Source organism: Pantoea ananatis PA13 (genome assembly GCF_000233595.1).
Taxonomy (GTDB): Bacteria; Pseudomonadota; Gammaproteobacteria; order Enterobacterales; family Enterobacteriaceae; genus Pantoea; species Pantoea ananatis.
Window position 1 is genome coordinate 3,716,383 of sequence record NC_017554.1, and the last position, 15,061, is coordinate 3,731,443.

A 15,061-nucleotide genomic window follows, 5' to 3' on the forward strand; every position below is an offset into this window, starting at 1 on the left:
TATGCAGCTTCAGCGGAGCGTGAATTAACCCACCGAAATAAAAAAGATTAAAATCAAAGACTTTTAAAAGAGATGAGAATGAAAATGCTTACAACATTGCGTTGAATGAATAAAGTGCAACGTTAATTTGACTTAGCGCCATCGCATTATTAACCAATTAAATGTTATCACTCATGTCAAAACCGCCTGTCATCTCCTCGTCCTTTTGGTGAAAGGTTATATTTTAATAAAACAGAACATCGCGCGCGGCGTTAAATATTGCCCTGTGCCCCGTGCTCTTAATACAAATCAGCCCTACCTTGTGCTCTCTGAAATCGATTTTAACCTGCACATCGACTGCAACGTCGCCGGTGTACAGGCCAGGGCTTAGGGTTGGAGATACAACTCTTCTATGTAGTGCAGGGCTTCGCATAGCGTACTGTCTGTGCCAAATCCCCCCGCCTTGGTAATAACCGGCAGGTCATCAATTTCACTGTTCACGAAGGTGCCGCAGGGGATACAGGGAGCGACTTCGCTCTGAATACGATAACCTTCAGCGCCCAATGCGTTAGCCACCGCAATAGCGATGTCCCCACCGGTGAGAAACAGGCCGCCGGTACGAGCACGATCGAGAATCGCCAACGTGATTTCTCCCAGCCGCTGACTCAGCTTTTCACCTAAGGCTTCACGACTCAGTTCGTAGTGCGCGATCAGAGCATCAATCTGATTACGATCGTCAACGCTACTGCTGGTCTGAAGAACACAGTGCCTGTTCTGCATCAGAATCTCGCACGCCTGGGCCACGATATGCTCGCACTCATCTTTAGGCCCCAGAAGGGTTTGTACCGCAATTCTGACAACGTCAACGCGTCCTGAGCGCTGCGCCTGCTCAACCTGACGTCGGGTCATTTCACTCATTGAGCCTGCCACCACCAGTACGGGCAGAGTTTGATGCATAGTCATGTAACTTTCAGCCGGAAGTGCATTCGCCAGCCCCGCCGCACCGACCAATAAAGGGGGATGGGTCATGGCCAGGGCGGCCTGGGCAATTAGCGTCAGATCGTTATCATTTTCGGCATCCATGACCACGATGCCCCCTCCCTGCCGGGCCAGACTTTCAAGCCGGGCACGTAGCTCACCGCCTCTTACCACGTCCAGCGACATTTCACTCACCGGCAGACGAGTCTGTAAGCCGATAAGCGTACTGATTCGCGACGAAATAATCGGGGTGCGAGGATCGCTGGCAAACTCTGTCTCCAGCAACGGACGCTGGTGCACCAGGCACTCACCCTGGCGCGTGATGCGGCCTGCCGAAGGTATGGCCGCGGCAACGATCGCCAGCGTGGCACCACTTGCCGCCATAGCCGCGGCAATCTCCGCCCCGGGGTTCCCCCGCAAGGTCGAGTCGATTTTTTTATAAATCAGTACGTTATTTTGCGTCGTGCCCAGCCAGGCAGAAAGCGCCTGAGTAACGGCAATGCTCGCCTGCTCTGCGCTAAGCGCCCGGCTATCCGTGTTGATGACGAGTACGTCAGTCCGCCGCGAGGGTTTCTGCTGTGGCGTCAGCATCACTTCGGTGCGTGCGCCCTTTTTAGCCAACTGGACACCGGTATCGTTTGCGCCCGTAAAATCGTCGGCGATGACAAGCATTTTCATCATAACTTCTCCGTGGATGACAGCGATCGCTGCTGATTACTCTTTGCCACCCATGAGGTCAGCATGGGCGTTAAAATTGCGGTAACAATGACCGACGTCGCGACCAGCGGCGTGGCCGACGCAACGACGTCCGCCAGGGCGGGATCGGCGTGAGCAATAGCAACAGGCGTGGCGACAGCATTGCCCGCCGTGCTGGATGCCGCCGCGCCGGCAATTCCGCTGCCACCTAACAAGCGATCGACTTTTATATTAAAGAAGCCGCCGACGAGCGTGGTTAAGCCCCCCAGAACAATGCCAGCCAGCCCGCCTTTGAGCAGCATGGCAAAATCAATGCTGGCGCCCAACGCAAAGGCAAAGAAGGGAATCAGTATCGGGCCGCCCTGAGACAAAAAATCGCGCATTTTTGGATCGAGATTACCGAGCAACATGCCCAGCAGCATGGGGACGATCACCACCACCACCGACATGACAGGAATATTTGCCATCCCTGCCGCGCCCAGGGCAATCATGGTGAGTACCGGACCATCGTTAAGGGAGATCACGGGGGTCGCGCCGACTTCATTGTCCTGGCCAAACTCCCCCGCGAGCGCAGCATAAAGGCCGCCATTCGTATTGCTCATGGCCGAAATGACGGCGACCGACGTCAGTCCCCACAGCCCCTCCGCGCCAAAAAAGGTATCCACAGCAAAGCCCACGGCCACAGCAACAAGAAACTTGCTTGCCGTGACGCCACCGCCTATCAACAAGGCTTTGGGTGCCGCTTTGATATATATCCCTGCGCCCATACAAAACAAAAATGCCCCAATCAGAGCAGGTGCACCTTCTTTAAAAAGCGCGGTGGTAAAGCCGCCCACCTGTAAGGCTTCGGGCGCGAGCGTATTCACGATGGCCCCTAAAACCAGCGGGACAACCATCATACCGCCCGGGATTTTTTCAACTGTTGCTTTAATATCCATATTATCACCATTATGATTAATTATAATCACCATGATGATATTAAATCATTAAGAGGAAAATTGCGGCATGAATCGCAGAATAGCGCGCGGTTAGTTGAGCATAATCAATCAATACGGAGGGGAACCACAGGGCCTGCAATACTCACCGGTATTATCTGTTTTGCATGAAGCGCCGCCAGGCAGCAATGACCGCCAGAAAATCTTCCATACCGCAGAAGCATAAGCTTTCTTCATCGTAATAATTCATGCCCTCTTCCATTTCATCGCCTTCAAAATTCAGCGTATTCGCGCGGACAATCACCTCTTCGTCATCCATCCACAGCGTGTATTCCCGCCCGATACGTTGCCACTGACGTTCACTTCCTTTTAATTTATGGGCTTCCGCTTCTACCTCATCCAGCACGCTGGCATCGTGCTCGACCTCATCATTAAACCAGTGGCCCAGTGCTTCATGTCCCATCGACATACGAACTTTCACTTTGCCCGTGATGTCACGTAGAAATTCATACTCCATGATCTTATCTCTCTATCAGTCACTCGCGCTGTTATACCGCTATTTTCATTACCATGCACCTGCTTAGCGCACACATCCGGCTTCCTTCATGACACTTTTCAGGCATAAAAAAAGAGGAACGCCAGAGCGTCCCTCTTAAATGGACCAACGATCAGCAATCAGACGGCGGTCTGGAAAATCACGCCATCCGCTTTTTCAGTGTACTGGCTCAACTGGTCAAAGTTGAGATAGCGATAGGTATCGCTAGCCGTTTTATCCACCTGCGCCATAAACTGCTGATACTCATCTGGCGTTGGCAGCTTACCTAACAGTGATGAGACCGCCGCCAGCTCCGCAGAAGCCAGGTAGACGTTAGCCCCTGTACCTAAACGGTTCGGGAAGTTACGGGTTGAGGTCGAAACGACCGTTGCGCCATCGGCGACACGTGCCTGGTTACCCATGCACAGTGAACAACCCGGGATCTCAATACGCGCACCGCTCTTACCGAACACGCTGTAGTAGCCTTCTTCCGTCAGCTGTGCCGCATCCATTTTGGTCGGTGGTGCGACCCACAAACGGGTTGGCAGCTGGCCTTTGTGGCTGTCCAGCAACTTACCTGCCGCGCGGAAGTGACCGATGTTGGTCATGCACGAACCGATAAAGACTTCATCAATCTTCTCGCCCTGCACATCTGACAGCAGACGCGCATCGTCGGGATCGTTTGGCGCGCACAGAATCGGCTCTTTGATCTCCGCCAGATCGATGTCAATCACCGCAGCATATTCTGCATCGGCGTCGGCTTCGAGCAGCTGTGGATCCGCCAGCCATTTCTCCATGCCTTCGATACGGCGCTCAAGCGTACGACGATCGCCGTAGCCTTCTGAGATCATCCATTTCAGCAGGACAATGTTAGATGTCAGATACTCTTTGATCGGCGCCTGATCCAGCTTGATGGTACAGCCTGCAGCAGAACGCTCAGCAGACGCATCGGTCAGTTCGAACGCCTGCTCCACTTTCAGATCGGGCAGACCTTCAATTTCAAGGATGCGACCGGAGAAGATGTTCTTCTTGCCTTTCTTCTCAACGGTTAACAGGCCCTGCTTAATCGCATACAGCGGAATGGCGTGAACCAGATCGCGCAGCGTAATGCCGGGCTGCATTTTACCTTTAAAACGTACCAGTACCGATTCCGGCATATCCAGTGGCATAACGCCGGTCGCTGCCGCAAAGGCAACCAGACCCGAACCTGCCGGGAAGGAAATACCGATTGGGAAGCGGGTGTGGGAATCGCCACCGGTGCCGACAGTATCCGGCAGCAGCATACGGTTCAGCCAGGAGTGAATTACCCCATCCCCAGGACGCAAGGAAACGCCGCCACGGTTCATGATGAAGTCTGGCAGCGTGTGGTGCGTGTTCACATCGACTGGCTTAGGATAAGCCGCCGTGTGACAGAACGACTGCATCACCAGATCGGCAGAGAAGCCCAGACATGCCAGGTCTTTCAGCTCGTCGCGGGTCATAGGACCGGTGGTATCCTGCGAGCCTACCGAGGTCATTTTCGGTTCGCAATAGGCACCCGGACGGACGCCGTCCACGCCACAGGCGCGGCCAACCATTTTCTGCGCCAGTGAGTAGCCACGTGAGCTTTCCGCCACGTCTTTCGCGATACGGAACACGGTGCTGACAGGCAGCCCCAGGGATTCACGCGCTTTGCTGGTCAGGCCACGACCGATGATCAGTGGAATACGGCCACCGGCACGCACTTCATCAATCAGCACGTCGGTTTTCAGTTCAAAACTGGCCAGCAGATCGCCGGTTTCGTGATTGCGCACTTCGCCTTTAAACGGATAGATATCAATGACATCACCCATATTCAGGTCGTTCACATCCACTTCGATCGGCAGCGCGCCGGCATCTTCCATGGTGTTGAAAAAGATAGGCGCAATCTTGCCGCCCAGAACAACACCACCGCCTTTTTTATTCGGCACGTTAGGGATGTCATCGCCCATAAACCACAGCACCGAGTTGGTGGCCGATTTACGGGATGAACCTGTGCCCACAACGTCGCCCACATAGGCCAGCGGGAAACCTTTAGCCTGCAGTGCTTCGATCTGCTTAATCGGACCGATGTTGCCTGACTCATCCGGCTCAATGCCTTCACGGGCATTTTTCAGCATCGCCAGGGCATGCAATGGGATATCCGGACGTGACCAGGCATCCGGTGCCGGAGACAGGTCGTCGGTGTTGGTTTCACCCGTGACTTTGAAAACCGTAACGGTAATTTTTTCAGCCAGCTCAGGACGAGACAGATACCATTCGGCATCCGCCCACGACTGCATCACCTGCTTCGCGTGTGGATTGCCTGCTTTGGCTTTTTCTTCAACGTCGTAAAAGCTGTCAAACATCAGCAACGTGTGGGAAAGCGCTTTTGCCGCAATCGGTGCGAGTTTCGCATCATCTAATGCTTCAATCAGAGGATGGATGTTGTAGCCGCCCTGCATGGTACCGAGCAGTTCAACAGCTTTTTCAGGAGATACCAGAGGAGAGGTTGTTTCGCCTTTGGCGACAGCAGCCAGGAAACCTGCTTTAACATACGCCGCTTCATCGACGCCGGGTGGTACGCGGTTGACCAACAAATCGGTCAAAAATTCTTCTTCACCCGCAGGTGGATTTTTTAGCAGTTCAACCAGCGCGGCCATTTGGGAAGCATCTAATGGCTTAGGTACGATCCCTTGGGCAGCACGCTCGGCAACGTGCTTACGGTATTCTTCTAGCACGACGTTCTCCTCGCTCTCATTGTATGGGTTTCCGGTGCACCCTGATGACAACGCATTCCATGAGTAGGGTAAGGTGCCCGGTTCCGCGTGGGGCAGCATAGCAGGATTTAACCGCCTTGTTAATCTGTTTACAAAAAAGCAACATTAGGGTTTTCTGTAGCAGAATGCGCTAACTAATCCGGTGTAAACGGAAAAAAAGCAGGGCGTAAAGCCCCGCCTGCTAACACAGTCATACCCGATTACGTTTAGCGGTCGATCATACCGTATTCTGCATTGGCGTAGCGCTCACCGCGAATGTTTTCCGGGGCAAACACAGTATCCAGCATGTCGATGTCGATCTTTTTCAGGGCAACTGACGCGGCGGCACAGTTTTCTTCCAGATGGTGGACTTTGCTTGCTCCCGGAATAGGCACGATATCCTCACCCTTCGCTAAAACCCACGCCAGTGCCAGTTGACCCGCAGAAATACCATAACCCCGCGCCATCTCCATCAGTTGATCCACTAACTTTTGGTTATGTTGCTGTGACTGCTGCTGGAAACGCGGCAAGCCACGGCGGAAATCATGCGGATCAAGGTCGGTCACCGCTGCCAGCTTACCGGTCAGAAAACCGCGGCCCAGAGGGCTGTATGGCACGAAACCGACGTTAAGTTCGCGGCAGGTAGCAAGAATGCCCTGCTCGGGATCGCGAGTCCAAAGTGAGTACTCGCTTTGTAAGGCCGAAATCGGATGTACGGCACAGGCACGGCGCAGCGTGGCGGCAGACACTTCCGACAGGCCGAGGTAGCGCACTTTTCCCTCATTAATTAAATCTGCCATCGTGCCCACCACGTCTTCGATCGGCACCGCGGGATCGAAACGATGTTGATAAAGCAGGTCAATATGATCGGTGCCGAGACGCGTCAAAGATCCTTCTACTGCCTCGCGAATATGCTGTGGCTGACTGTTCACACCGGTCATGTTCTCCCAGCCCTGACCGGCACCGCTAATGCTAAAACCAAATTTCGTCGCAACGGTCACGCTATCACGGCGGCCTTTAAGGGCTTTTGCAATCAGCGCTTCGTTTGTGAAGGGCCCGTAGATCTCAGCGGTATCCAGAAAATTAATGCCCAGTTCAAATGCGCGGGAGAGCGTATTTAATGCCTGTGACTCATCCGTGTTGCCATAGGCGAAGGTCATGCCCATGCAGCCCAGCCCGAGTGCCGATACCTGTAAACCCTGATTACCTAATTGACGTTGTTGCATGACATCTTCCTCATTATTGCGGTGTTATTGTTATAATCCTCATCAATCGCAACAACAATTGTGCTTAATTTTCTAATTCAGTGAGAAAAACTCATCAATGATGCTATCCCGGGCAACGCTTCAGGAACTGGAAATGTTTTGTGCGATTGCGCACCATCGTAGCTTTCGCAAAGCCGCGCAGGCGCGTAACGTCACGCCCTCGGCACTCAGCCATGCAATGCGCCATTTCGAGCAGCGGCTCGGCGTGAGGCTGCTTAACCGCACCACTCGCAACGTTTCCCTGACCGAAGCGGGCGCGCATTTTCTCCAGCGTATTCAACCCGCGCTGGTCGAACTCTCTCAGGCCGTGGATGAACTTAATGACTGGCGGGCGCGTCCACACGGCAAGCTGAAACTCAATATGCCGCGTTCTGCTGAAACACTGTTCTTTGAAAGCTTGATTCTGCCGTTTATCCAGCGCTATCCGGAAATCACGCTGGAAATTGACAGTAATGATGCGCTGGTCGATATTCTGGAAGCGGGTTTTGATGCAGGCATTCGCTATGGCGATGTGCTGGCACAGGATATGATTGCCCTGCCCTTTGGCCCGGCAATGCGCACTCTGGTTGTCGCAAGCCCGGCCTTAATCGAACGTCATGGCGCACCGCAAACGCCGGATGAACTGCTTGCATTTCCCTGCATCGAACGCCGCTTCCCCAGTGGCCGACGCTATCGCTGGGAATTCTGGCACGCGGGGCAAAGGCAGGAGGTCGCGGTCAGTGGCCCGCTGGTGCTGGATAACAACGAGCGGATTTTGCAGGCCGCCCTTTCAGGGGCAGGGATCGCCTTCTTACAGGAAGCCGTGGTCAGCGCCCATCTGCAGCGCGGCGCACTCGTTGAACTGCTCAGTGGCTTTACCCAACATGCAGATGGCTTCTGGCTGTATTATCCTGGCAGGCGTTATGTCTCTGCGCCGTTGCGGCATTTTATTGACTGGCTACGCCTTAATAATAACGAAGCAGGCAATCATAAAAATTGAATAACAACGCGATCTCGCGTTAAAAAAATTAAAAAGGCGCCAAAAAGTAAATATAAAACCTTTTTAATCAGGACGTATTAACCTCTGACGATCTTATTAATGGTTCACTAAATAATCCAATAAAATATAAAGAGACTCTGAAATAATACATGCGCAGACTGCGGTTGGGCTCATGAATCATTCTGCCTGACGTGAGAATCTGAGGTGGAAAGAGGCAGGAACCGCTCACAATAATTTTAACGCGTGCGAGCGGGGAAACCCTGATACCTCAACACTGCAAGCCCTAACCCCTCTCACGATAAAAATCAAGAGAGGTGCCACCATCAAGTCGAAATACGGTTCGCTTGTTATCAGCGGGTCAATGCTCTTAGGATTACGTTTATCAAATTGACGTTCATTATGTGAACTTCGCCTCAGAATAATGAGTACTGAACTTTCGGCTGTCTTGAATAACGAAACCAGACAGTAAAAAATGCGTTAATGGCGGGATTGACTACGCCATTTTTGCCCGTGTAAAGGTGTTAGCACAGGCGCCTTTTCTTTTATTCCTTTCATTATCCGATTGAATCTAAGCCATAAAAAAACGGCCCCATAAGGGGCCGCTATTTCAGTTCTGAAAATTATTTCTTTTTCGCTTTCGCGTTAGGCAGATCGGTGATGCTGCCTTCAAAGATTTCAGCGGCCAGGCCTACTGACTCATGCAGGGTCGGGTGCGCATGGATGGTCAATGCGATGTCTTCTGCATCACAGCCCATTTCAATGGCCAGACCAATTTCGCCCAGCAGCTCACCGCCGTTAGTACCGACGATGGCGCCACCGATAACGCGATGGGTTTCTTTGTCGAAAATCAGTTTGGTGATACCGTCTGCGCAGTCAGAAGCAATAGCACGGCCGGATGCTGCCCACGGGAATGTGGCAGTTTCATAGCTGATGCCTTTCTCTTTCGCTTCTTTCTCGGTCAGACCAACCCAGGCAACTTCTGGTTCAGTATAGGCAATGGACGGAATCACTTTCGGATCGAAGTAGTGCTTCAGACCTGAAATGACTTCTGCCGCAACGTGGCCTTCATGCACGCCTTTATGCGCCAGCATCGGCTGCCCGACGATATCGCCGATAGCGTAGATGTGCGGCACGTTGGTGCGCATTTGTTTGTCAACGCGGATAAAGCCACGGTCGTCAACCTCAACGCCGGCTTTATCTGCATCCATGCCCTTACCGTTTGGCACGCGACCAATTGCCACCAGAACCGCATCATAACGCTGGGCTTCGCCTGGCGCTTTTTTACCTTCCATTGAAACATAGATACCGTCGTCTTTTGCTTCAACGGCGGTCACCTTAGTTTCCAGCATCAGGTTGAATTTCTTGCTGATACGTTTGGTGAAGACTTTCACCACGTCTTTATCGGCAGCCGGGATAACCTGGTCGAACATTTCAACCACGTCGATCTCTGAACCCAGCGCATGGTAAACCGTCGCCATTTCCAGACCGATAATACCGCCGCCCATGACCAGCAGACGTTTAGGCACTTCTTTCAGTTCCAGCGCATCGGTTGAATCCCACACGCGAGGATCTTCATGAGGAATGAACGGCAGCTCGATTGGGCGTGAGCCCGCAGCGATAATGGCGTTGTCGAAGTTAATGGTGGTTGCACCACCTTCACCTTCAACCACCAGCGTATTCGCACCGGTAAATTTGCCCAGGCCGTTAACAACCTTGACTTTACGACCTTTTGCCATGCCTGACAGACCGCCAGTCAGCTGGTTAATCACCTTCTCTTTCCAGCTGCGGATTTTGTTGATATCCGTTTGCGGCTGACCAAACACAATGCCGTGTTCTTCCAGCGCTTTCGCTTCTTCAATCACTTTGGCAACGTGCAGTAGCGCTTTAGACGGGATACAGCCTACGTTAAGACAGACACCGCCGAGGGTGCTGTAGCGCTCAACCAGTACGGTTTCCAGACCTAAGTCAGCGCAACGAAAAGCTGCAGAGTAACCTGCAGGACCTGCCCCAAGTACCACGACCTGAGTTTTAATCTCTGTACTCATCATGACCTCTTATTGGATTTCCGGCGGGTCAGACGCTGAGCCTATCCCATTAGGCTAGTTAACTGGCCATATTGCGTATGTTGCTACCACCCTACCGTTGACGGGTTTGCGTGGCAGGTACGCAAGCTGACTGCGCCAATTATGCCTAATGGAATAGGCTCATGATGTCCTTATTCCACCGGGACATGTTCACCGCAAGAGTTTACAGAATTGTTAATAAACTGCCAACCGCGGTGCCCTGAATGTTACAAAAAGGCCGGCATTTGCCGGCCTTTTGCGCTTTTTACATAACCAGACGACGAATGTCTGACAGCATATTGCCAATAATGGTAATGAAACGTGCGCCATCTGCACCGTCGATAACGCGGTGATCGAAGGACAGAGAGATTGGCATCATCAGACGTGGTGCAAACTCTTTACCGTTCCACACTGGCTCCATCGCTGACTTTGACACACCAAGGATGGCCACTTCTGGCGCGTTAACAATCGGCGCAAAGTGGGTGGTGCCCAGGCCGCCAAGGCTGGAGATGGTGAAACAGCCGCCCTGCATGTCGCCTGCGGTTAGTTTGCCATCGCGCGCCTTTTTAGAGATCGCCATCAGTTCACGAGACAGTTCTGTGATGCCCTTCTTGTTCACGTCTTTAAAGACCGGAACCACCAGGCCATTTGGCGTATCCACCGCCACACCGATGTTGATGTACTTTTTCAACGTCAGCTTCTGCGCATCTTCAGACAGTGAGCTGTTAAAGCGTGGCATCTGCTCAAGCGCCGCCGCCACCGCTTTCATGATGAAGACCACTGGCGTGTATTTCACGTCCAGCTTACGCTTCTCCGCTTCGGCGTTCTGCTGCTTACGGAAAGCTTCAAGCTCGGTAATATCGGTTTTGTCGAAGTGCGTAACATGTGGGATCATGACCCAGTTACGGCTCAGGTTCGCACCCGAGATTTTCTGGATACGGCCCAGCTCCACTTCTTCAACTTCACCAAACTTACTGAAGTCAACCTTCGGCCATGGCAGCATGCCCGGCAGGCCGCCACCGCTGGCGGCGGCTGGCGCGGCTTCTGCGCGTTTCACGGCATCTTTAACGTAAGCCTGAACGTCTTCTTTCAGAATACGGCCTTTACGACCTGTGCCTTTAACTTTGGCCAGGTTAACGCCAAATTCACGCGCCAGACGACGAATGACCGGGGTAGCGTGAACGTAAGCGTCGTTCTCTGCGAACTCACCTTTGCTCTCTGTTTTAGCGGCGGCAGGTGCTGCTGCGGCTTTCGCTTCAGATTTGGCAGCAGGCGCCGGTGCGGCTTCCTGTTTCGCAGCCGCAGGGGCAGCCGGAGCAGCACCTTCAACTTCGAAGACCATAATCAGTGAGCCGGTGCTGACTTTATCGCCCGTCGCGACTTTCAGCTCTTTGACGATACCCGCAAACGGTGCTGGCACTTCCATAGAGGCTTTGTCGCCTTCAACAACGATCAGTGACTGCTCGGCTTCCACCTTGTCGCCAACCTTAACGAGGATCTCGGTGACTTCAACTTCGTCTCCCCCGATATCCGGAACGTTAACGTCTTTTGCGCCCGCAGCCGCGGCAGGTGCCGATGCCGCTTCTTCTTTCACTTCTGGCTTCGCATCAGAGGCCGGTGCTGCACCTTCTGCTTCAAAGACCATGATGGCTGAACCGGTGCTGACTTTGTCGCCGGTCGCAATGGTGATCTCTTTGACCACACCCGCGAACGGAGCCGGAACTTCCATTGACGCTTTGTCACCTTCGACGACAATCAGTGACTGCTCGGCTTCGACTTTATCGCCAACCTTAACCAGAATCTCAGTGACTTCAACTTCGTCACCGCCGATATCCGGCACAGCAACTTCTTTGCTGGCAGTGGCCGCAGCAGCGGCTGGCGCAGGCGCCGCGTCCGCTTTCTTCTCTTCGGCGGCGGCAGGGGCTGCTTCCGCAGCGCCTTCAGCATCAAACATCATGATCAGCGAACCGGTTTCCACTTTGTCACCGGTTGCGATTTTGATCTCTTTCACCACGCCAGCCTGCGGCGAGGGAACTTCCATAGAGGCTTTATCGCCTTCCACGGTGATCAGCGACTGCTCGGCTTCCACCTTGTCGCCAACCTTGACCAGAATTTCGGTGACTTCAACTTCGTCTGACCCGATATCTGGTACCTTGATTTCAATAGCCATTACTCTGTTACCTCTTAAGCCAGACGCGGGTTAACTTTATCGGCATCGATCTTGAACTTCACGATCGCATCCGCCACGACTTTCTTATCGATTTCGCCACGTTTAGCCAGTTCACCCAGCGCGGCAACCACAACGTAAGATGCATCCACTTCAAAGTGGTGACGCAGATTTTCACGACTGTCAGAGCGGCCAAAGCCATCCGTACCCAGCACGCGGTAATCGCTTGAAGGCACATAGCTGCGAACCTGCTCAGCGAACAGCTTCATGTAGTCGGTGGAGGCCACGGCTGGCGCTTCGTTCATCACCTGAGCGATGTAAGGCACGCGTGGGGCTTCCGTTGGATGCAGCATGTTCCAGCGCTCACAGTCCTGACCATCGCGGGCCAGCTCGGTGAACGAGGTGACGCTGTAAACATCTGAACCAATGCCGTAATCGGTCGCCAGAATCTGGGCAGCTTCACGCACGTGACGCAGGATAGAGCCTGAACCCAAGAGCTGAACTTTACCTTTGCTACCCTCAACGGTTTCCAGCTTGTAGATACCTTTACGGATACCTTCCTCGGCACCTTTCGGCATCGCTGGCATGTGGTAGTTTTCGTTCAGCGTGGTGATGTAGTAATAAATATTTTCCTGCGCTTCGCCGTACATACGAACCAGACCGTCATGCATGATGACTGCCACTTCGTAGGCATACGACGGATCGTAGGAGATACAGTTAGGGATCGTCAGTGACTGAATATGGCTGTGGCCATCTTCATGCTGCAAACCTTCGCCGTTCAGGGTGGTACGGCCTGATGTACCGCCGACCAGGAAGCCACGCGCCTGTTGGTCGCCCGCCAGCCACATCAGATCGCCAATACGCTGGAATCCGAACATCGAATAATAGATGTAGAACGGAATCATCGGCAGGTTGTTGGTGCTGTAAGAGGTTGCCGCCGCCAGCCAGGATGATCCTGCGCCCAGCTCGTTAATCCCTTCCTGCAGAATCTGACCTTTCTCGTCTTCTTTATAGTAAGCCACCTGCTCACGGTCCTGCGGTGTGTACTGCTGACCGTTCGGGCTGTAGATACCAATCTGACGGAACAGGCCTTCCATACCGAAAGTACGGGCTTCATCCGCAAGGATAGGCACCAGACGATCTTTGATCGACTTGTTCTTCAGCATCACATTCAGTGCACGCACGAACGCGATGGTGGTCGAGATCTCTTTGTTCTGCTCTTCAAGCAGCGCACTGAACTCTTCCAGCGCCGGCATTTCCAGCTTTTCAGTGAACTTCGGCTGACGTGATGGCAGGTAACCGCCTAACTTCTCACGCTGGCCGTGCAGGTAGTTGTACTCTTCAGAGCCTTTATCGAAGGTGATGTAAGGCAGAGATTCGATCTTGTCGTCTTCTACCGGCACGTTGAAGCGATCGCGGATGTAGCGAACGCCATCCATGTTCATCTTCTTCACCTGGTGCGCGATGTTCTTACCTTCGGCGGTGTCGCCCATACCATAACCTTTAATGGTATGGGCCAGGATCAGAACCGGCTTGCCTTTGGTATCCTGCGCTTTTTTCAGTGCCGCATAGATCTTCTTCGGATCGTGACCACCACGGTTCAGTGCCCAGATTTCATCATCTGACCAGTCTTTCACCAGGGCAGCGGTTTCCGGATATTTGCCGAAGAAGTGCTCACGCACATAGGCACCATCACGTGACTTAAACGTCTGGTAGTCGCCGTCAACGGTTTCGTTCATCAGCTGGATCAGTTTACCGCTGGTGTCATTACGCAGCAGTTCATCCCAACGACCGCCCCAGATAACCTTGATCACTTCCCAGCCAGCACCGGCAAAAATGCCTTCCAGCTCGTTGATGATCTTACCGTTACCGGTGACCGGTCCATCCAGACGCTGCAGGTTACAGTTGATGATGAAAACCAGGTTATCCAGTTTTTCACGGGTGGCGATGGTGATCGCACCTTTGGATTCTGGCTCATCCATCTCGCCGTCGCCCAGGAAAGCGTAAACGGTCTGACCGGAGGTATCTTTCAGACCACGGTGTTCCAGATATTTCAGGAATTTAGCCTGGTAGATGGCATTGAGTGGGCCCAGACCCATGGAGACGGTCGGGAACTGCCAGAATTCCGGCATCAGTTTTGGATGCGGATAAGAGGACAGGCCTTTGCCATCCACTTCCTGACGGAAGTTATTCATCTGCTCTTCAGTCAGACGACCTTCCAGGAAAGCACGGGCATAGATACCCGGAGAAATGTGGCCCTGGAAGTACACCAGATCGCCGCCGTCTTTTTCACTGCGCGCGCGGAAGAAGTGGTTAAAACACACTTCATAGATGGTGGCAGAAGACTGGAAGGAGGACATGTGGCCGCCAAGTTCCAGATCTTTCTTCGATGCGCGCAGCACCGACATGATGGCGTTCCAGCGAATGGCGGAACGGATACGACGTTCAAGTGAGGTGTTGCCCGGATAATCCGGTTCATCTTCAACGGCAATAGAGTTGATGTAGTTACTGATTGCGGCAGCACCGCCAGCAACTTTCACACCGCCTTTGCGGGCTGCACTCAGCACCTGATCAATCAGATACTGTGCACGTTCAACACCTTCTTCACGGATGACCGATTCGATCGCCTGTAGCCAGTCACGAGTTTCAATCGGATCCACGTCATTGTGTAAACGTTCTGACATGGGGGTATTCCTTATCTGTGTCTA

The 15,061-nt window shown here is 53.1% G+C and carries 9 protein-coding genes; 1 reads left to right on the top strand and 8 read right to left on the bottom strand.

Annotation, left to right across the window (positions count from 1 at the left end; all coding sequences use genetic code 11):
* Window positions 1-366: 366 nt before the first annotated feature.
* The 5 genes from dtnK to PAGR_RS17710 form a co-directional block, all read right to left on the bottom strand.
* A complete protein-coding gene (gene dtnK, locus PAGR_RS17690; protein WP_029568467.1) occupies window positions 367-1,635 on the bottom strand; it encodes a D-threonate kinase in 1,269 nt (422 codons plus the stop codon).
* Complete coding sequence (locus PAGR_RS17695; RefSeq protein WP_015700944.1) at window positions 1,635-2,591, bottom strand: 2-keto-3-deoxygluconate permease; 957 nt, start codon at window positions 2,589-2,591, stop codon at window positions 1,635-1,637. Before PAGR_RS17695 ends, dtnK begins: the two co-directional genes overlap by 1 nt.
* Window positions 2,592-2,742: 151 nt before the next feature.
* Window positions 2,743-3,105 carry a protein YacL gene (gene yacL, locus PAGR_RS17700; RefSeq protein ID WP_014606571.1) on the bottom strand — a complete coding sequence of 121 codons (363 nt, stop codon included), beginning with the start codon at window positions 3,103-3,105 and terminating at the stop codon, window positions 2,743-2,745.
* A 158-nt stretch (window positions 3,106-3,263) separates the two neighbouring features.
* Window positions 3,264-5,861: a bifunctional aconitate hydratase 2/2-methylisocitrate dehydratase gene (gene acnB / locus PAGR_RS17705; RefSeq protein WP_085980279.1), complete on the bottom strand. Its 2,598-nt coding sequence runs from the start codon at window positions 5,859-5,861 to the stop codon at window positions 3,264-3,266.
* Between the two features lie 245 nt (window positions 5,862-6,106).
* Window positions 6,107-7,105, bottom strand: coding sequence for an aldo/keto reductase (locus tag PAGR_RS17710; RefSeq protein WP_014606573.1), 999 nt, complete (start codon window positions 7,103-7,105; stop codon window positions 6,107-6,109).
* 97 nt (window positions 7,106-7,202) lie between these two features.
* On the opposite strand from PAGR_RS17710, the gene PAGR_RS17715 reads away from it, so the two are divergent.
* Window positions 7,203-8,123: a LysR family transcriptional regulator gene (locus PAGR_RS17715; protein ID WP_014606574.1), complete on the top strand. Its 921-nt coding sequence runs from the start codon at window positions 7,203-7,205 to the stop codon at window positions 8,121-8,123.
* A gap of 620 nt (window positions 8,124-8,743) precedes the next feature.
* Here the strand turns inward: PAGR_RS17715 and lpdA are convergent.
* The 3 genes from lpdA to aceE form a co-directional block, all read right to left on the bottom strand.
* Complete coding sequence (gene lpdA, locus PAGR_RS17720; protein WP_014606575.1) at window positions 8,744-10,168, bottom strand: dihydrolipoyl dehydrogenase; 1,425 nt, start codon at window positions 10,166-10,168, stop codon at window positions 8,744-8,746.
* 283 nt (window positions 10,169-10,451) lie between these two features.
* Window positions 10,452-12,356, bottom strand: coding sequence for a pyruvate dehydrogenase complex dihydrolipoyllysine-residue acetyltransferase (gene aceF, locus PAGR_RS17725; protein WP_014606576.1), 1,905 nt, complete (start codon window positions 12,354-12,356; stop codon window positions 10,452-10,454).
* A 14-nt stretch (window positions 12,357-12,370) separates the two neighbouring features.
* Window positions 12,371-15,037, bottom strand: coding sequence for a pyruvate dehydrogenase (acetyl-transferring), homodimeric type (gene aceE, locus PAGR_RS17730; protein ID WP_014592928.1), 2,667 nt, complete (start codon window positions 15,035-15,037; stop codon window positions 12,371-12,373).
* Window positions 15,038-15,061: the final 24 nt, after the last annotated feature.